Source organism: Gammaproteobacteria bacterium, assembly GCA_016712635.1.
GTDB lineage: Bacteria > Pseudomonadota > Gammaproteobacteria > SZUA-140 > SZUA-140 > JADJWH01.
In genome coordinates this window covers 160,001-177,981 of record JADJQS010000001.1, presented here as the reverse complement: position 1 = coordinate 177,981, position 17,981 = coordinate 160,001, and the positions used below count along the sequence as shown (strand labels likewise).

Below are 17,981 nucleotides of genomic sequence, written 5' to 3'. Positions count from 1 at the left end.
TCAGAAATAGAGGGTGGCCTTCATGACCAGGCGCCAGCCGCTGAAATCCAGCCGCGTCACCTCGTAGTCGCCGCCGGGAACCGATTTGTGCGTCATCTGCCGGGTCTGCAGATCCATGACCATGGGCGGGCGCAACTGCACGTTGTCCGTCGCGAGGAAATCGCTGGTCACCGGGATCCTTCCGACGCCTTCGAGCTCGGCTTTCTTGAGGCCGAAGTCATAGCCGCCCTCGATGCCGAGCGCCAGCCAGTCGGTGAGGAACCACTCGCCGCCCGCCGCGCCCTCCAGCAGCGGGAGACCGGTGGCCTGCGCCCGGATGATGAGCGATTTGCGGAACTGGCGGATGTCGCCGCTGAGGAAGACGCCGGTGAAGTCCTCGCGGTAATCGATGTCGTACAGGTGGTGCAGGGTGGCCGACACATAGAAACGGTAGGTCTTGGGCCGTGCGAACAGGTTGTAGCGCCAGCCGAGGAAGAATTCGTTGTAGGACAGGTTGACCCTGCGCTGGGCATTGACGACCTCGAACGCGCCCTGGATCGGGAACAGGCCGGTGCTGGCGGAGGTGCTGGTGGCCTGCCAGGTGGAGGCGCCCATCAGGAACGAGTGTTTGTCGTTGAGGCGCCATTGAAACTCCAGGCCCGTCAGCGTGCCCGGATTGAACGGCGCGACCGGTGTGTTGTAGCTGAAGGTCCCGTCGGTGTTGTTGGCGACCGGGTCCACGAACTGCGCGCCGCCTTCGTACGGCGCCTGGAACTCCCCTTTATTGAGGTCGTCGAGCTTCGGCTGATTCAGGCCGAAATAGGGCGCCACGCCCCAGGTGCGCGTGACGGCATCCTCCTGGCCCCAGGCGGCCGGCGGCGACAGGGCCGCCAGCAGCAGGGCGGCGGCCCATGCCGCTCCGCGCCGCGGACATGTTATTCCTGGTCGCATCGGCACCCGGATACTCCGCTCGGCCGCCGCGCGCCCGGTTTCACTCGGCCTCCTGCGCCTTCATTGCGCGCTGCTGCCGGAAGTAATGCAGCAGCGGCAGCGTGATCAGCGCCATGACGCAGCTCAGCATCATGTAGGCGACCACGAAGTAGCCCAGCTTCACGTGCGGCGGGAAGCGGGAGAAGAAGAGCATCGCGAAGCCGACGCTGACGATCGCGGCGTTGAACACGATGGTCTTGCCGATGCCGCGCATGGCGGCCTGGGTGGTGGCGAGGGCATCGCCGCCGCTGCGCCGGGATTCGAAGCGGTGGCGGTAAATGAAATGCACGGCGTAGTCCACGCCGACGCCGACCGCCACGCCGGCGGCAAGCGCGGTCGAAACGTCGAGCGGGATGCCGGTCCAGCCGGCGATGCCGGCGATGAACAGCGTGGTCAGGCTCACCGGAATGACGGTGAAAAGACCGGTCATGAAGGACCGGAACAGCAGCGCGGCGATCAGCAGGATGACGACCTTCGACCACAGGATGGAGTTGGTCTGGCTGGAGATCAGCAGCTGGGCCCAGATGTCGGAGTTGTTGGCGGATCCGGCAAAATTGACCTCGACGCCGGTGCCGGAGAGCTGCTGTTCCGCGAGCTGCCGGATGCTGTTGATGATGCGCTGCAGATCCTGGGTGTGGTCGGTCTTGATGGCGAAGGTCACCAGCGCCCGCTGATAGTCGTAGTCGATCACCTCGTCGAGCTGCTCGGGCCGCCCGGAGACCGAGAACAGGAACAGGTACTCGCCGATCTGGGCCGCGGTGGCCGGCAGCACGTTGAACTCCGGGTCGCCGGCGTGCAGGGTCTTGTTCATGTTCTTGATGTAGTCGATGATCGAGCGGGCGCCCCCCACCAGCGGGAGGGTTTCGCCGAACTCCTGTACCGTCTCCACGCGGCGCAGCAGGTCGGGGTCCTTGAAGGTGTCCTTGCGGTCCCCCTCGAGCACCATGTTGAGGAAGATCGTGCCGTCGAATTTCTCGTTGAACATGTCGTTGGCCTGCACCAGCTCGCTGTCCTTGCGGAAATCGCTCATCCAGCTCGAGTCGACGTACATGCGCGTGGCGCCCAGGCCGGCGACGGCCATCAGGACGAGCAGCACGGCCATGGCCGGGACGCGCCGGCGGTAGAGCAGCCCGGCGAGGTCGACGAGGAACTTGGTCAGGCGGTCCTGCTCGGAGTGCACGCGCAGCGTGCGCCGCTTGGCCAGATAGTTGCCGACCTTCGGCTTCATCAGGGTCAGCGCCGCCGGGATGAAGGTGACTGTCAGCAGCCAGCTGATGCCGATGCCGAGCACGGTGAACAGGCCGAACACGACGAACGGCGGCATCTCGGCCAGGCCCAGCGACAGGAAGCCGACCGCGGTGGTGACCGAGGTCACCAGCAGCGGCGCCCCCATGCGCTGCAGCACCTCGGTGACGATCTCCGAACTCGGCCGGTGGGCGTCCTGCACCACCTGGTCGTAGTACTGGCTCATCAGGTGCACGGAGTCGCCGATGCTGACGGCGACCAGGATCACCGGCAGCATGGTCGAGATGGTATACAGCGGCACGTCGAGCAGCGCCGAGATGCCGAGTGTCCACACGGTGGCGCCCGCCATCACGAACAGCGGCAGGAACACGCCGCGCGCGGTGCGAAACACCAGGAACAGGCTGACTGCGAGCGCCAGCAGCAGCAGCGGCAGCATCAGCTTCATGTCTTCCATGGCGTGCAGCCCGGAGGTGACCTCAATGACGGGACGGCCGCCGAGGTAGAAGCGGTCGCCGTTGTCCACGACCGGCGCGGCGTCACCCTGTTTCGCGCCGGCATTCTGCTGCTGCCACTGCGACTGCTGTTCCGGCGACCACTGGCCGCCCCCGTCCGCTCCGCCGCCCCACTGCTGCTTGCCGGACCAGTTCCCGCCACCGCCTGGCCAGTTGCCGGCGCCGCCGTCCGCGCCGCCCTTTTCGGCGTCGATGATGCCCTTGATCTGCCAGTAGCTCATGTAGCGGTTGACCGCCCCTTCCTTGAGCCGGGCGCGGATCATGGCCGCCTTGCCGTCGGCGGAGACGATGTTGCCGACGAACAGGTCGGCGTTGGCGTACACCAGCGCGCGCAGCTGCCCGATGGCGGCGGGGTCCTGCGGCACCTCCGTCATCAGCGGCACCGAGCCGATGCTCTCCTCGTCGCCGGTGAAGATCGCGGCGCTGGACAGCGAGGCGATGTCGACCGGACGGTTCGCGATGACCCCGGGCAGGGTCGTGATCTTGTCGGTGATGCGCTTGATGCGCGCCAGGGTCTGCGGATTGAAGACGCCCTCTTCCTCGTTGACGATGCCGATGATGAGCGAATCCTTCACCCCGAACAGGTCGGCGACCTTCTCGTCGTAATGGATCGCCGGGTGACCCTTGGGCAGGTAGACGCGCGCATCGGTCTCCCAGCGCAGGTTTTTGAGCTGCAGCGCCAGGAAGACGGTGATTGCCACGGTCAGGATGATGATCACCTTGGGAAAGCGGGTGACAAGCTTGTGCCAGTTTCTCATGGGTACTCCGCTCGATTGGGGGCTGACGCCGGTATTATGTAATCGTTATCCATCGCCTGGTATCGTCAAAAGCTGTAGGTGAATTCTAGGTAGAAGCGGTCGTTGTCGTGGAAGTTTCCGACGAACTGCGAGCGCTGGTCCCGCACCAGCGGTGCGCCGAGGGGATTGCTCAGGACGCCGAACTGGGATTTTTTTCCGGCGAACAGGTCCATCCCGGCCGCGATCTGGAAGCGGTCCGAGATGAAAAACGTCCACTCGGGGTTGATATAGAGCTCGTTCAGGCTGGTGAACTGGATCAGCAGCAGCTCGAACAGCATGGAGCTGCGCGGGTATTCCTTGCGCAGGAACAGGTTGATGCTGGTGTCGATCTGGTCCTGGACCATGGCGGGGTCGTATTCGGGGATGATCCATTGCGTGATGCCCGGCGCGATGTCCATGCCGTTCCAGTTGAATTCCACGCCCAGTCCCCAGCGCACGTGGTCGCGCTCGAGTTCGCCGAGGAAATCCAGCACGCCGTCCGCGTTCCGGTCGATGTTGTCCACCGCGAAATATTTGCCCGTGACATAGGCGAGCTCGCCCTTCAGGATGAAGTCGCCGACCTGCTTGCTCATGGTGGTGCCGTAGATGGTGATGCGGGTGAAGGTCGGCAGGAACTGCGGTTCCGTGTCGAGCTGGTTGAGCAGGATGCGGCGGAAGACCACCGGGAAGTCGTCCCAGGTGTAGAAATAGCTGAAGGTCATGTCCGCGTCCCACAGGGTGGTGCTGAGGCGCAGCCCGTATTCCCAGTTCTCCGGTTCATAGGTGTCGGGAAAGATCGTGCCCGGCACCCTCTGCAGCAACTCCCATTCGGAGCCGGGAGGGGCCGGCTTGTGGAAGCGGATGTCGGGGATCCACAGGAATTCCCATGTGCCTTCGTCGCGATACCAGTCGACCTTGGCCGACCACAGCGGTATGCGGTAGTCGAGCAGGTCGGGCATGATCATTTCGCGGAAGTCCTGCGGGTTGATCTCGTCCACGATGCGCACACCTTCCAGCACGCCCCACACCACGATCTGGCGGCCGAGGCGGATGTCGAAGCTGTCGTACATCATGTCGAGGTACAGCTCGCGCAGGTCGGCGTCGAAGGAATCCTTCTCCTTGCCGAGGTTGAACAGGAAGGTCAGCGGTTCGTCCGAGTTCCGCTCCAGGCGCGCCACGATGGTGTCGTAGTCGAACACGTCGTAGGCCAGGTCGTAATAGACCCAGCCGGAGGCGGTCATGCGGTAGGTCGGGTTGAACGCATAGACGCCGGTGAGCCCGGCGGTGTTGCGCATCTTGGTGATCGAGCGCGGTTCCCGGAAGCGGAAGGCGGTTTCGTTCTTGAGGAATCCGTTCCAGGCGATGTCGGAGAAGAACCCCCCCGCGTCGGCAGGGTCGCCTTCCGCGGCTCCCGCCGCGGGTGTTTCTCCGGCGTCTGCCGGGGGCGGGGGGGTGGCCAGCGCCTCGCTCCCGGCCCCGGCGCCTGTGTCGGGGCCGGCGGTCTCGGGTATCGGATCGTCGGGGGCGTTTTCAGGGCTGATGCCGGTATCCGGGCCGGATTCGGGTCCCGGTTCGGGCGCGTCATTCGACACGTCCTCCGTCGCGGCGCCGGCGGGCGCCTGGAGCAGACCCTCCGCCACGGGTTGCGCGGCGCCCGGTGACACAGGTGCGGGTCTCGCCTCCACGGCCGGGGCTTCCGGCGGCGGGTCCAGGGCCTGTGCGCTGGCGGCGGGTGCGGTGCAGAGCAGGGTCAGGAGGGCGGTGAACAGGAATCCATTGGCGCTCCGGGCCGGCCGATGTTCCGAGTGTTCCCAGGCGAAGATTCCCCGCATAGTACCGCGCAAGATCAAGAATTCGGATGAATCAAGGCGCGGCCGGGCCGGGTTGCCCCGGCCGGCCGCCTGCCGCATGAAGACCAGATGACGATCGAGTCTGTATTACGGAAGCCCGCCGCGCTTCCTTTAGTGCCCTTTGGTCAGGTTGCGCTCGGTGAAGACGTCGTCCTTGAGGCCGACGTTGGTCTCGACGTCGGTGACCTGGAAGATCGAGGTGTGTTCCGTCTGGGTGTTGCGCACGGTCATTTCGTTCCACAGCCAGGCATCGCCGGAGCGCTGCCAGGAGATCACCTGCTGCTTGAGGGGTTCGCCGCGCCGGTCGAAATACTCGACCTGCCGCTTGGAGCAGTCCGCCCACTCCGCGCCCGGCTTGACGAACAGGGAGAGGACCTTGGAATAGAGCGCACTCGACGCGTCGCGCGGCACGCTTTCCACTATATACATGGTCTCCTCGCCGCGCTGTTCGGTCTTGACCAGCGTGTGGTCGTCCTCGTCCAGGCCGCGGCCGCTGATGTCGGCGTGCGTCAGGTCGGAGCCCAGGAAGCTTTCGCCCGGGTCCCGCACGGAGACGCGGCGGGTCTTCTTGAGCACCGGCAGGTAGACCCACTGGTCGGCGTTCTTGCCCGCGCTGGAATATCCCCAGCGCATGAACACCGAGCCCTTCGCGTCCGGCGGGAACTCGGTGACCAGCAGCATCTTGTCGGCGATATCCCCCTTGCCCTTGTAGTCTTTCCAGTAACGGCGATAGACGTTCTTCTTCTCGTTGCCGTCCTTGTCGCGCAGGGTGATGGCCAGGCGCGTCTGCTGATCTTCCCCGGGATATTTGAAGTTGCACTGTTGCACGACATCGCGGGCGCTCACGTCGCCGGTGGCCGCCGTGGCGGCCTCTTCCGCACCCGCCGTGCCCCAGGCCGCCGCGCCCAGTGCCAGCACCATCAAGGCGCCTGTCATACGCATAGAAGTCCCCTCCGTCATTGGAATTTTTTTCGGAATCGCATTGTAGCAGATCTGATCATTAAGAGAAGGCGAGGGCACGGGTGGGGCCGGTCTGATAGACTGGTCTCCGTATGGGTTCACCCGGCAGTGCTGTGTGATTTCTTCCAATATTTTCACAACGTTATCTCGGCCCCCCAACGACCTTACTACTACTTTTGTCATTGACTTTTGAATGCCCGAGGAGTACAAAGTTCCCTTAGAAGGGAAGCTCACTCCAAAAAGAAATTCAGAAGGAGAAGGGACGCTCGCGCTTTCGTGTTCTACGGTGCTTGCGTCCATTGCGTTGACACCGTGTTCCATAGTAACCGGATGGATCACGTGGTTGCGCAGCAATTGCTGACGGAAACCTTCTCGCTCGTGGAGAAGGGATTCGACCTAACGCATATATATTTTGGGAGAGACAAATGAAGAAACTAACTTCTCTGTCCTTGGCGCCAGCCGCGATTTTCATCAGCGGCGCTGCCATGGCGGCACCGATCGGTGGCTACGACGCGTGGACGGTTAACGCGGGTACCATCACGGCGACCTGCCCGGCGGGCCATACGTGTTCCAACCTGGATGCCACCGGCAACGGCATTCTGCAGCAAAAGATGGTGGACAACGCTGACACCACCGTTTCCTACTTCCGTACCATCGTAGTCGACGAAGGCACCACCGCGACGGACCTGGCCTCGGTACAGGCCCTGGGTTTCCGCGTTGAAGGCCAGATCGGCGTCGACGGCGGCGGCGGCAACAACTACACCAACCGCAGCGTCATCAAGGGCGGCTCCGTGCTGGGCAACGACCAGATGTCGACCATGGCCGAGATCAACAGCGGCGCCCTGCAGGCGGGCAGCCTGGCCCCGGTCGTCCTGGATCAGGAACAGGGTCTGGGCGCGACCACCCGTCGCATGGACTGGCATTTCCATGAGAACGGCGTGGGCTACCTCGAGTTGAACGCCTACTCCACCGGCGGTGTCGCCGGCGGCGGCACGGGCAACGAGGGTACGATCACGGTGCGTCGTTCGAACAACGTCTCACTGGGCGGCACCCTGACGCTGGATCCGAGCATCACTGAAGGTTCCCAGACCCTGGCCTATGCGGCCGGCAACTCCGTCACGGCGGTGTGGCTGACGCAGGCGGCCTCGGGCGTCAGTGCCTTCCAGAACCGGACCCTCGGTCTGCAGCGTTACACGGTGGTCACCACCGCGGGCGCGAAGACCAACGTCGGCGGCACCTCGATCGACGCGAGCAACCGGGATGGCTTGGGTAATTTTGCGATCACCCTGAATGGCCCGAGCGCTGAGATCAGCGGTACGCAGTTCGGCTGGAACAACGCCCTGTTCGGTAACACGCCGCAGGAGTACTTCACCAACTCGATCAACACCGGGTTGTTAGCTCCTCCGGCCCCGGGCACCTACACCAATGACTTCGTCATTCCCTAACGACGCCTAGATAGGAGAGTAATCATGAATCGCAAATATATAGCTTTAGCGATGGCGTCCGCGGGAGGGTTGCTGATTTCGGGTTCAGCCCTGGCGGGTTCTGCCGCAGCACACAATGCACCATTGAGCTTTGACCAGTACTCGGTCACCAACGGCACCATCACCGATACCTCGGTTGAGTGCGCCTCCACGTGGACCTGCGTGTCCCTGGATGCCACCAGCACCGGTATGCTGATGCAGCAGGTCACCGATCCGGGTTCCGGCGTCTCCTTCATCCGCACCATCGTGGTGGAAGAGAACGCGAACGGCACCCCGACTGCGGGCCTGACGTTCTGGCAGGAAGCCGAGACGCTGGCCAGCGGTGTTCTCACCAACAACATTGCCGTGACACAGGGAATTGTGGATGCCGGCATGGACTTCCGCGTTGATATCTACGAGGCTTCCTTCCGTACGGACGGTGACATCACCATTCCGTCCAGCGGCGGCGGCGGCGCGGAGATGTACATGAACCAGACGATCGCCACGGCCGGTCAGACCTTCCAGCAGGATGGCGTGAACGGCAACATGCGTCAGCGTATCGACCAGGTCCAGGGCACCAACCCGGGCAAGTTCACCTACTCAGCAATCGACGGTGCGGCGTTCATGCCGACCGCTGGTGGTACGCTGGGTGGCACGGTGATGCCGGCGCTGGCCTATGCCTCGACGGACGGTATCAGCGCGGTGTGGATCGGTGCGGATCAGCCGGGCAACTACGCGGCCTCGCTGCGTCAGTTCGGTTACCAGAAGTTCAATAACTGGGGTTCGATCGCGGTGACCGCTCCGGGCACCAACGTCGCAGTCGGCTCCTCGACCTACATGGCGCAGGGCCCTCTGGGCCAGTTCACCGCCAACGGCTCGTGGGACTGGGATGCGGCGCTGTGGGATCTGGGCGCTGCGCCCTCCGGCCCGCCCTGATCGTGCTGGCGTGACGATCGCTACAACATAATAGTTTACAAAGCAGTATTTACTTCGGAGGGGGCGCAATGCCCCCTCACTTTTTGCAGGGTATGCCCCGGCGGCGACGAACTTACGGCGGGTTGCGCAGTCTGATTATCAACCCCTTTGTGCAGTCGATATGCGGACGTCTCAGAGCAGTCGCGACATCTTGATGAGCGGTGCCCCGGCCACAGGGCTGCGGATGCTGTTGCTGCTTGCGTCCCTGTTCAGTCTGTCCGCCTGCGTCGAGCAGACCATCCCGATCGGCGGCCTCGAGGAGGTGGACGAGGGCGCCGGCGCCACGGTCCCGCCGCCGCCCGGCCAGCTCCTGTTTTCCGGTTACGGCCTCAAGAGCCTGAGTTTCATCTGGGCCAAGGTCGAGCAGACCTCCTTCTACCGCATCCTCGAACAGCCCGGGCCGGGTGCCGGCTTCAGCGACATCAGCGGGGTGATCGACGGCATCGGCGACGGTCCGTTCAGCTACACCGCGACGCTGAGGCTGCACCTGACCGACTGGAGCAACGGCAAGTACATGTTCGAGGCCTGCAATGCGCAGGGCTGCACGGGGTCCGATGACACCCTCGACGTGAGCCCGTCGGATTCGGTGAGCATGATCGGGTATATGAAGCCGCTCGATCCCGCGGCCTTCAGCCAGTTCGGCTACGCGATGGCCTACTCCGCCGACGGCGGGACGCTCGCGGTCGGCACCTGTCCGCAGGGGATCATTGCTGACACCGGATCGGTATACCTGTTCACCAACACCGGCGCCGAATGGGTCCAGCAGGCCAAGCTGAACGGCAGCCGGGAGGCGGGCAACTACGGCTTCGGCTGTGCCGTCGCGCTGTCCGGCGCCGGCGATGTGCTCGCGGTCGGCGCGGTCGGCGACAGCAGTTCGCTCACCGGCGTCGACCCGGTCGGCGGGGATCTTGCCGCACCCAACAGCGGCGCGGTCTATGTCTTCCGGCGCACGGACGGCCTGTGGGCGGAAGAGGCCTACATCAAGGCCTCCAATACAGGTGCGAACGACGGCTTCGGCCGCGCCCTCGGCCTGGCCGGCGACGGCGCCACGCTGGCCGTGGGGGCGAGCAGCGAGGACAGCGATGCGACCGGCGTCTTTACGGTGTTGCCGCACGGCACTGAGGACAATAACGCCGCCGTCGATAGCGGCGCGGTCTACCTGTTCACCCGCGATGACACGGCGGGCTGGGGCCAGCAGGCCTACATCAAGGCCGTCAACGCCCAGGGCGGCGACAGGTTCGGCATCGCGGTCGCGCTGGCGGATAGCGGCGCCACGCTGGCCGTGGGGGCCAACGGAGAGGACAGCGCCGGCTTCGGCGCCAACGATGACTGCGGCAGCGCGCAGGCGCAGGACAACTGCCTGTCCGACAGCGGCGCCGTGTATGTCTTCACGCGTGCCGCGGGCGAGTGGAACGCGCAGGCCTTTCTCAAGGCGCAGACGCCCGGTCAGGAGGATGGATTCGGCAGCGCACTGGCCCTGTCCACGGATGGCGGTGTGCTGGCGGTCGGCGCGCCGCTGGAGGACAGCGCCGCGACGGGGGTGGGCGGCAACGCGGTCAACGACTGCGATCTGGCCGAGGATGCGCGGGTCAATTGCTCCCTCAACAGCGGGGCGGCCTACCTGTTCAGCCGCTCGGGCAGCCAGTGGGACCAGGATGCCTACGTCAAGGCCTCCAACACGGAGGCGGGCGTCTGTGTCGGTGGAACCACGTCCTCCTGCGATGAATTCGGTACCTCGGTCGCCCTTTCCGGGGACGGCGCGGTCCTGGTCGTCGGGGCGCCGCGCGAGGACAGCTTCGTCTCCGGCATCAATGTCCCGCCGGCCTCGGTCAGCCGGCGGAATTCGAACCGCAATTCCGGCGCCGCCTACGTGTATCGCAACCAGGCGTTCTTTGCCATCCTGAAGTCCTCCGCCGGCGAGCGGGCGACGACGGACGACGGCTTCGGCTTCTCGCTCGCGCTGTCCGAGGACGGCACCAAGCTCGCGGTCGGGGACATCGGCAACGACTGCCCGTTCACGGGCGTGGCCGGAAAACCCGTGTACAGCGGGCTGACCAATAATCAGATGCAGCCGGATCTGGGCCTGTGCGGAACCCCGGCGGAGAGCGGGGCGGTTTACCTCTTTTGATGACCGCGCCGCAGCGCAACGATCCCTGCCCCTGCGGCAGCGGCAGGAAATACAAGAAGTGCTGTCTGGCGCGCGGCGTCCCCTCCGACAAATCGGGGACCGCCAGGTTGGGGACAGATTTGAAATCTGTCCCCGATACACCGCCCGGCGCGATCGAGCCCCTGCTGCAACAGGCGCAGGAGTTTCACCGCGCCGGGCTGCTCATGCAGGCGGAGGCCCTGTACAAGCAGGTGCTGCGGCTGGAGCCCCGGCACCCCGAGGCGCTGTACCGGCTCGGCCTGCTCGCGCGCGACGCCGGGCGTCTGGATATCGCCGCCGATCTGATCGCGCATGCGGCCCGGGCCGACGCTGCGTCATCCGCGTATGTGTCCGAGCTGGGGCTGGTCCTGTGCAGGCTGGGCCGCTTCGAGGAGGCCGTTCCGTGTTTCGAGCGCGTGCTGGCACTGCGGCCGAATCATGTCGCCGCACGACTCAATCTCGGCAACATCCTGCTTACCCAGGGCCGGCTCGACGAGGCGGCCGCTTGCTATGAGAAGGTCCTGACGCAGGATCCGCGCCTTGGCGCGGCGCACCACAACCTGGGCACCGCGCACTTCAAGCGCGGCAGGGTGGGCGAGGCCGTCGCCTGTTTCCGCCGGGCCCTGGCGCTGCAGCCGGATTTCGCCGAGGCGCACAGCGCCCTGTTGTACGCGCTGCAGTACCTGGACGATACCGTGCCGGCGCAGACGCTGGCCGAACACCGGCGTTTTGCCGGGCGTTTCGAGGCGCCGCTCAGGCCATCCTGGCCGGCACACCCGAATGACCGCGATCCCGCCCGGCGGCTCCGCGTAGGGTATCTCTCGCCGGACTTCCATGCCCACTCGGTGGCGTATTTCATCGAGCCGATACTCGCCCACCATGACCGCGCGCAGGTGGAGGTCTTCGGTTACTACAACCATACGCGCCAGGACGGGGTGACGGCGCGCCTCAAGGACCTGATGGATCACTGGCTGCCGTGCACGGGCTGGTCGAACGAACAGCTCGCCGCGCGCATCCGCCAGGACGGGATCGATATCCTGGTCGATCTCGCCGGGCACACCCACACCACCGACAACCGCCTGCTCACCTTCGCGTACAAGCCGGCGCCGGTGCAGGTCACCTACCTCGGGTACCCGTCGACCACCGGCCTGTCGGCGATCGACTACCGGCTGTGCACCGCGGAGACCGACCCGCCGGGCCAGGAAGACTGGCACAGCGAGGCGCTGTATCGCCTGCCGCGCAGCCTGTGGTGCTATCGCCCGGTTGCCGACTGGCCGCTGATGCCGGCGTCGCCGCCCCTGCAGCGGCACGGCGCCGTCACCTTCGGCTCGATGAACAACCTCGCCAAGGTTTCGCCCGCGACCTGCGCGCTGTGGGCGGAGATCCTGCATGCGGTGCCGGGGTCCCGCCTCTTCATGACCAGCATGCCCGAGGGGTCGTCCCGCGCGACCTTTCACACCCGCTTCGCCGTGCACGGCATCGACCCCGCGCGCATCAGCTTCTTCGGCCGGCTGCCCAATCCGCAGTACTGGGATGTCCTCGCGCAGATCGATCTCGCCCTCGATCCCTTTCCCTACAACGGCACGACGACGACCTGTGAGACGCTGTGGTCGGGCATCCCGGTCGTGACGCTCGAGGGAGTCACCTCGGTGGCGCGTTCGGGCCGGGCCCTGCTCGACCTGGCCGGCCTCGGGGAACTCGTGGCCGCGGACAAGGCAGGCTATGCGCGCATCGCCGTCGGGCTCGCGCACGATGCCGGGCGGCTGACGGCGCTGCGCGGGAGTCTGCGCGCGCGCCTCGAGGCCTCGCCGCTGCGGGACGAGGCGGGCCTCACGCGCGACATCGAGGCGGCCTACCGCGCCATGTGGCGCCGCCGGGTGGAGCAAGGGACGGAGGATCGGCCGTGACTCCGGGTCCGGAATCGATGCGCATCGGTGTCGAACGCAGGGCCGGGCGTCCGGGCACGACCGGTCCAGGCCGCATCGGTGCCAGCGTTCCCTGTCTGCGGCGGCGTGGCGGGTTCTGTTATAATTTCCGGCAAATCCCCCGATCCTCCGCATTCCTCGCGCCGCCTATTCCATGATGCGTCCCCACGTCACAGCCCGCCTCCTGATACTCGTCTCGCTGGCGTGGGTCCTGGCGGCCTGTTCGGAGGGGCGGGATTTCGAAGTCCAGGTGCGTGTCACCGGGCTGAACGGGTCCGGGCTCGTCCTCCTGAACAATGGCGCGGATGAGCTGAGGATCAACAGCAACGGTACGCACACCTTTTCGGAGGCCTACCCGTTCGCCTATCCCTACAAGATATCCGTCCGCACGAACCCCGCGTCGCCGGCCCAGCTCTGCACGGTGACGAACGACGAAGGGCGCCTGACCGAGAGCGTCGATAACGTGCTCGTGAGCTGCACGAACGCCTACCGCGTCAGCGGTACCGTCGAGGACCTGTCGGGCGAAGGCCTCGTCATCATGAACAACTCATCCGAGCGGCTCACGATCGAGGCGAACGGCAGCTTCTCCTTCACCAGGCTGACCGTGGACGGCGGACCCTACTCGGTGAGCGTCCTGACCCAGCCCGCCAATCAGTTGTGCACGGTCGAAAACGCCGCCGGACAGATCTCCGGCGCCGATATCACCGATATCCGCGTGATCTGCGGCACGCGCACCATCGGGGGCACGCTGACCGGGCTGGTCGGCGTGCGCCAGGTCGTGCTGCAGAACAACAGCACGGACAACCTGACGCTCACCCAGGACGGCGCGTTAACCTTCGCCACCCGGTTCTTCGACGGCGCGGATTATGCGGTGACCGTGAACACCCAGCCGTTCAACGAAATCTGCGTCGTCGGGAACGCGACCGGAACGGTCGCGGGCGCGAACGTGACCAATGTCGCGGTCAGTTGCGGTTTTACCGTGGGCGGCAACATCAGCGGGCCCGCCGGCAACCTGGTGGTGCTGCAGAACAACGGCGCGGACGACCTGAGCCTCGGGATGAACCGCGCCTTCACCTTTCTCACCGGGCTGCCCGTCGGCGCAACGTACAACGTGACGCTGCTCGATGTGCCGGACGGGCTGAGCTGCGTCGTGATCAACGGTTCCGGCACGATGACCGCCGGACCGGTCTCCGATATCGCCGTGAACTGCCGCGAGGGCACCACGCTCAGCGCGGACTATCGCATCAAGGAGTTGCGGCTGGTATGGGAGCCCGTGAGCGGCATCGATTTCTACCGCATCCTGAAGAGCACGGACGCGGGGCAGAACTACACGCAACTCGGCGCGGATACCACCGCCCTGACGTTCAGCGAGGCGGTCGATGTCCATCTGAACGACTGGCTTGATCTCAGGTACAAGGTGCAGTCGTGCGTGGATGATGAATGCATCGACTCGAACGTGCTGTCGGATTTCAATTCCGCCCGCGCGACCGGATACGTCAAGGCATCGAACACCGGGACGCTGGACAACTTCGGCTACGCGCTGTCCCTGTCCGGCGACGGCAGCACCTTGGCCGCCGGCGCTCCGCTGGAGGACAGCGCCGCGGACGGCGTCGGCGGCCTCGAGGCGGACGACTGTGCAGCCACGGCCCCGGTGAATTGCGCGGCGGACAGCGGCGCGGTCTACGTGTATGTCAATGAGGGCGGGACCTGGACCCGGCAGGCCTATATCAAGGCCTCCAACGCCGGCGCGGGGGACCAGTTCGGCTATGCGATCGGGCTGTCCGATGACGGCGGCACCCTGACCGTGGGCGCGCCATTCGAGGACAGCTCCGCGAGCGGCGTGTTTCCAACCCTGCCGCACGGCGCGGAGGACAACGACGCGGCCGCCGACGGCGGCGCGGTCTACGTGTTTGTCCGTGATGTCGACGATGCATGGACCCAGCAGGCCTATGTGAAGGCCTCGAATACGGAGTCCGGAGACAACTTCGGCCGCGCCGTCGCACTGTCCGGGGGCGGAGATACCCTGGCCGCGGGCGCGCCGTTCGAGGACGGCAATGCCAGCGGCGGCGAGGGGGATAACAGCGCCGCCGACAGCGGGGCGGCATATGTGTATACGCGCAGCGGGGCTGTCTGGAGTCCGCAACAATACGTGAAGGCCTCCAATGCGGAGGCGGGAGACGACTTCGCCCGGTCCCTCGCCTTGTCTGATGACGGCAATACCCTGGTCGCGGGCGCGCCGTTCGAGGACGGCAACGCCAGCGGCGGCGAAGGCGACAACAGCCTGGTGAACAGCGGGGCGGCGTATGTGTACGCGCGCAGCGGCGCTGCCTGGAGCCAGGAGGCCTACATCAAGGCCGCCAACGCAGCCGGACTCCCCGACGCGGGGGCGGGGGACAACTTCGGGCATGCCGCCGCCCTGGCCGGCGACGGCGCCACCCTGGCGGTCACCGCCCCGCTGGAAGACAGCGCCGCCGTGTCCATCGACGGGGACGAGGTGGACGATTGCGAGACCATCGTGCTGATCAATTGCGCCGATGACAGCGGCGCGGCGTATGTCTACGCACGCAGCGGCGCAAACTGGACCGCACAGGCCTACATGAAGCCCTCGAATACGGATCCACTGGACAGTTTTGGTCAGGCGGTCGCGCTGACAGCGGATGGGGGCCTGCTGGCGGTGGGCGCCGTGCTGGAAGACAGCCTGACCACCGGTGTGGGTGGGGAACAGTCCAGTAATACCGGCACCAACAGCGGCGCGGTCTATCTCTACGAGCGCAGCGGGACGGACTGGAGCGACCTCGTCTATGTGAAGGAATCGACCTCGGGCGAGGACGACAACTTCGGTCATGATCTCGACATCACCGCCGACGGGACCACGCTGGTTGTCAGCGCGCCCTTCGAGGACGGCGATGCGACCGGCGTGGGCGGGGAGGTCGGCGACGAACAGGATGACGACAGCGCCGAGGATGCCGGAGCGGCCTATATTTTCTGATCGGCCGGCGCCTGCCGCTCCCCATGGCCGTCCGTGTCATGGCGGGAATGAATGCTAGACTTGGAGTATGCACATCATGGCGCTACAGCCTGACGGCAGACTGAAGACGATCCTGTTCGGACTGGGGGGCCTGTCGGCCCTGTTCGCCGTGCTCATGCTGCACGGAGGTCCGGCGCCGGTGGACAAGGCACCATCCGCATCGAACTCCGATCCGGCGCAGACCGCGACCCCTGCCCTCGGGCTCGCCTTTGAGCCGGCGCCGGACGACGGCACGGACCGCTCCCGCTTTATCGCGCGCGGAAACGGCTACGTGGCGCGGCTTGAACCCTCCGGCGCGCAGTTCCGCCTGCGCGGTGCATCCGGGCGCGACGGCACAGGTGCCCCCGCCTTCGCGCAGGCCGCCTTTCGCCTCGCGGGCGCGAGCGGGGCGGCGGCCGGCGCCGGCCTCGACCTGCTGCCGGGGCGCAGCCACTATTACCTGGGGGACGAGGCCGGGGCATGGCGGGCGAATGTCCCCAACTACGCCCGGGTGGAGTATGCCGCGGTCTATCCCGGTGTCGACATGGTCTATCACGGGGAGCAGGGCGGGCTGGAATTCGATTTCATCGTCGCGCCCGGCGCGGACCCGGAGGTGATACGTCTCGCCTTCGATGCCGACGATGCCGCCCGGATCGATGCCGCGGGGGATCTGCTGCTGGCCACCGCGGCGGGCGATCTGAGGCTGCGGCGGCCGGTGGCCTACCAGGAGGATTCCGGCCGGCGCGAACGCATTGATGCCGCGTTCGAGCTGGACGGCGCGGCGCGGGAGCTCAGGTTCCGGGTCGGGTCCTATGATGCCTCCCGCCGCCTGGTCATTGACCCGGTCATCACCTACGCCGACTACCTCGGCGGTGCGGGCGCGGACTCCGCCCAGGCGATCGCGGTGGACGCGGGCGGAAACCGCTATGTCACCGGCAGCACGGACTCGGCGATATTCGCGGACGAGGACAAGCCCTTGAATACTGGTGCCGATGCGTACATCGCCAAGCTGGATCCTGACGGCGCGCGGCTGTATGTCACCTTCATCGGAGGCGTCGGCGCCGACGAATCGAACGCCATCGCCGTCGACAGCGGGGGCGAGGCATTCATCGCCGGCGAGACCTTTTCCCCCACGCTGCCCGCCACGGGCGGGACCGCGCAGCCGGCCTATGGCGGCAACGGGGACGCCTTCGTCGCCCGGCTGGCCACCGACGGCACCGTGGAATATACAAGCTACCTTGGGGGCGCCGCGCTGGATATCGGGCGTGCGATCGCCCTCAGCGCCGGCGGGGACGCGGTCGTGGGTGGCAGCACCTTGTCCAGCGACTTTCCGATCGAGGACGCCCTGCAGCCCGCGCTCGCGGGGCAGAGCGACGGCTTCGTCACCCGGATCAGCGCCGACGGTTCGGATCTGGTCTATTCGACCTACCACGGCGGCATCGGCCCGGACAACGTCGCGGCGCTGGCGCTCGACGAGACGGGCGCAGTCTATGTCGGGGGCACCACGGATTCGGACGATTTTCCGACCACGCTTGGCGCGTATCGGGACTCTTTCCAGGGGGCGGATCTGACGGGTACGTCTCGAAGTTCGAACCTGACGGCGCCGCGCTGGTCTACTCCACCTATTTCGGCGGCAGCGGCACGGACGGCGTGCTGGCCCTTGCCGTGGACGGAGACCATAACGCCTATGTCACCGGATTTACCTCGTCCGATTTCAATTTCCCCGTCACGCCCAATACCCCGACCTATGGCGGCGGCACGTTCGATGCCTTCGTCACCCGGCTGATCCCGAACGGATCGGTGCCGGATTACTCCTCCTTCCTCGGCGGCGACGGCGAGGATCAGGGTTTGGCGATCGCGCTGAGCGACGTCGACCAGGTGGTTGTCGCGGGCGTGACCGGTTCCGACGACCTGCCCCTGACGCAGCCGTTCCAGGTCGAGCGCCTCGGCGGAGATGATGGCTTTGTCGTCCAGGTGCAGTTTTCGACCGATGCGACCACGCCGGTCTCCCAGATCTTCTCCACCTATCTGGGCGGCACCGGGGACGAGTCCATCACGGCGATACAGGCGGAGTCGGCCTTGAAGTTCCATCTGGCCGGTGCGGGAGGGTCCGCAAATCTCCCCGTCGTGCTGCCGTCCCAGGGCGTGAGCGC

The 17,981-nt window shown here is 65.9% G+C and carries 10 protein-coding genes; 6 read left to right on the top strand and 4 right to left on the bottom strand.

From position 1 onward, the window contains the following. The 4 genes from IPK65_00700 to IPK65_00685 form a co-directional block, all read right to left on the bottom strand. Positions 1-930, bottom strand: coding sequence for a hypothetical protein (locus IPK65_00700; protein MBK8161702.1), 930 nt, complete (start codon positions 928-930; stop codon positions 1-3). Between the two features lie 40 nt (positions 931-970). Then, positions 971-3,484: an MMPL family transporter gene (locus IPK65_00695; GenBank protein ID MBK8161701.1), complete on the bottom strand. Its 2,514-nt coding sequence runs from the start codon at positions 3,482-3,484 to the stop codon at positions 971-973. A gap of 65 nt (positions 3,485-3,549) precedes the next feature. After that, positions 3,550-5,346 (bottom strand): hypothetical protein, encoded by a 1,797-nt coding sequence (locus IPK65_00690; GenBank protein MBK8161700.1) that lies wholly within the window; start codon positions 5,344-5,346, stop codon positions 3,550-3,552. 117 nt (positions 5,347-5,463) lie between these two features. After that, positions 5,464-6,288: an outer membrane lipoprotein-sorting protein gene (locus IPK65_00685; protein MBK8161699.1), complete on the bottom strand. Its 825-nt coding sequence runs from the start codon at positions 6,286-6,288 to the stop codon at positions 5,464-5,466. A 509-nt stretch (positions 6,289-6,797) separates the two neighbouring features. Between IPK65_00685 and IPK65_00680 the strand changes: the two genes are divergently transcribed. The 6 genes from IPK65_00680 (at position 6,798) to IPK65_00655 (ending at position 17,614) form a co-directional block, all read left to right on the top strand. Continuing rightward, positions 6,798-7,757 (top strand): hypothetical protein, encoded by a 960-nt coding sequence (locus IPK65_00680; protein MBK8161698.1) that lies wholly within the window; start codon positions 6,798-6,800, stop codon positions 7,755-7,757. A 24-nt stretch (positions 7,758-7,781) separates the two neighbouring features. After that, a complete protein-coding gene (locus tag IPK65_00675) occupies positions 7,782-8,711 on the top strand; it encodes a hypothetical protein (protein ID MBK8161697.1) in 930 nt (309 codons plus the stop codon). Between the two features lie 193 nt (positions 8,712-8,904). Then, the gene (locus IPK65_00670; GenBank protein ID MBK8161696.1) at positions 8,905-10,878 is read left to right on the top strand and encodes an integrin; all 1,974 of its coding nucleotides are present in this window, start codon (positions 8,905-8,907) and stop codon (positions 10,876-10,878) included. After that, on the top strand, positions 10,878-12,803 hold the full coding sequence (locus IPK65_00665; protein ID MBK8161695.1) for a tetratricopeptide repeat protein: 1,926 nt from the start codon (positions 10,878-10,880) through the stop codon (positions 12,801-12,803). The genes IPK65_00670 and IPK65_00665 overlap by 1 nt, the downstream gene beginning before the upstream one ends. A gap of 172 nt (positions 12,804-12,975) precedes the next feature. Further along, complete coding sequence (locus IPK65_00660; GenBank protein ID MBK8161694.1) at positions 12,976-15,810, top strand: hypothetical protein; 2,835 nt, start codon at positions 12,976-12,978, stop codon at positions 15,808-15,810. A gap of 76 nt (positions 15,811-15,886) precedes the next feature. Next, positions 15,887-17,614 carry an SBBP repeat-containing protein gene (locus IPK65_00655; GenBank protein MBK8161693.1) on the top strand — a complete coding sequence of 576 codons (1,728 nt, stop codon included), beginning with the start codon at positions 15,887-15,889 and terminating at the stop codon, positions 17,612-17,614. The last annotated feature ends 367 nt before the right edge of the window (positions 17,615-17,981 follow it).

What these genes read in the sequence shown, in the direction of transcription:
- IPK65_00700 (MBK8161702.1), bottom strand. Translation starts at nt 930, where the DNA reads ATGCGACCAGGAATAACATGTCCGCGGCGCGGAGCGGCATGGGCCGCC.
- IPK65_00695 (MBK8161701.1), bottom strand. Translation starts at nt 3,484, where the DNA reads ATGAGAAACTGGCACAAGCTTGTCACCCGCTTTCCCAAGGTGATCATC.
- IPK65_00685 (MBK8161699.1), bottom strand. Translation starts at nt 6,288, where the DNA reads ATGACAGGCGCCTTGATGGTGCTGGCACTGGGCGCGGCGGCCTGGGGC.
- IPK65_00680 (MBK8161698.1), top strand. Translation starts at nt 6,798, where the DNA reads ATGGCGGCACCGATCGGTGGCTACGACGCGTGGACGGTTAACGCGGGT.
- IPK65_00675 (MBK8161697.1), top strand. Translation starts at nt 7,782, where the DNA reads ATGAATCGCAAATATATAGCTTTAGCGATGGCGTCCGCGGGAGGGTTG.
- IPK65_00670 (MBK8161696.1), top strand. Translation starts at nt 8,905, where the DNA reads ATGAGCGGTGCCCCGGCCACAGGGCTGCGGATGCTGTTGCTGCTTGCG.
- IPK65_00665 (MBK8161695.1), top strand. Translation starts at nt 10,878, where the DNA reads ATGACCGCGCCGCAGCGCAACGATCCCTGCCCCTGCGGCAGCGGCAGG.
- IPK65_00660 (MBK8161694.1), top strand. Translation starts at nt 12,976, where the DNA reads ATGATGCGTCCCCACGTCACAGCCCGCCTCCTGATACTCGTCTCGCTG.
- IPK65_00655 (MBK8161693.1), top strand. Translation starts at nt 15,887, where the DNA reads ATGGCGCTACAGCCTGACGGCAGACTGAAGACGATCCTGTTCGGACTG.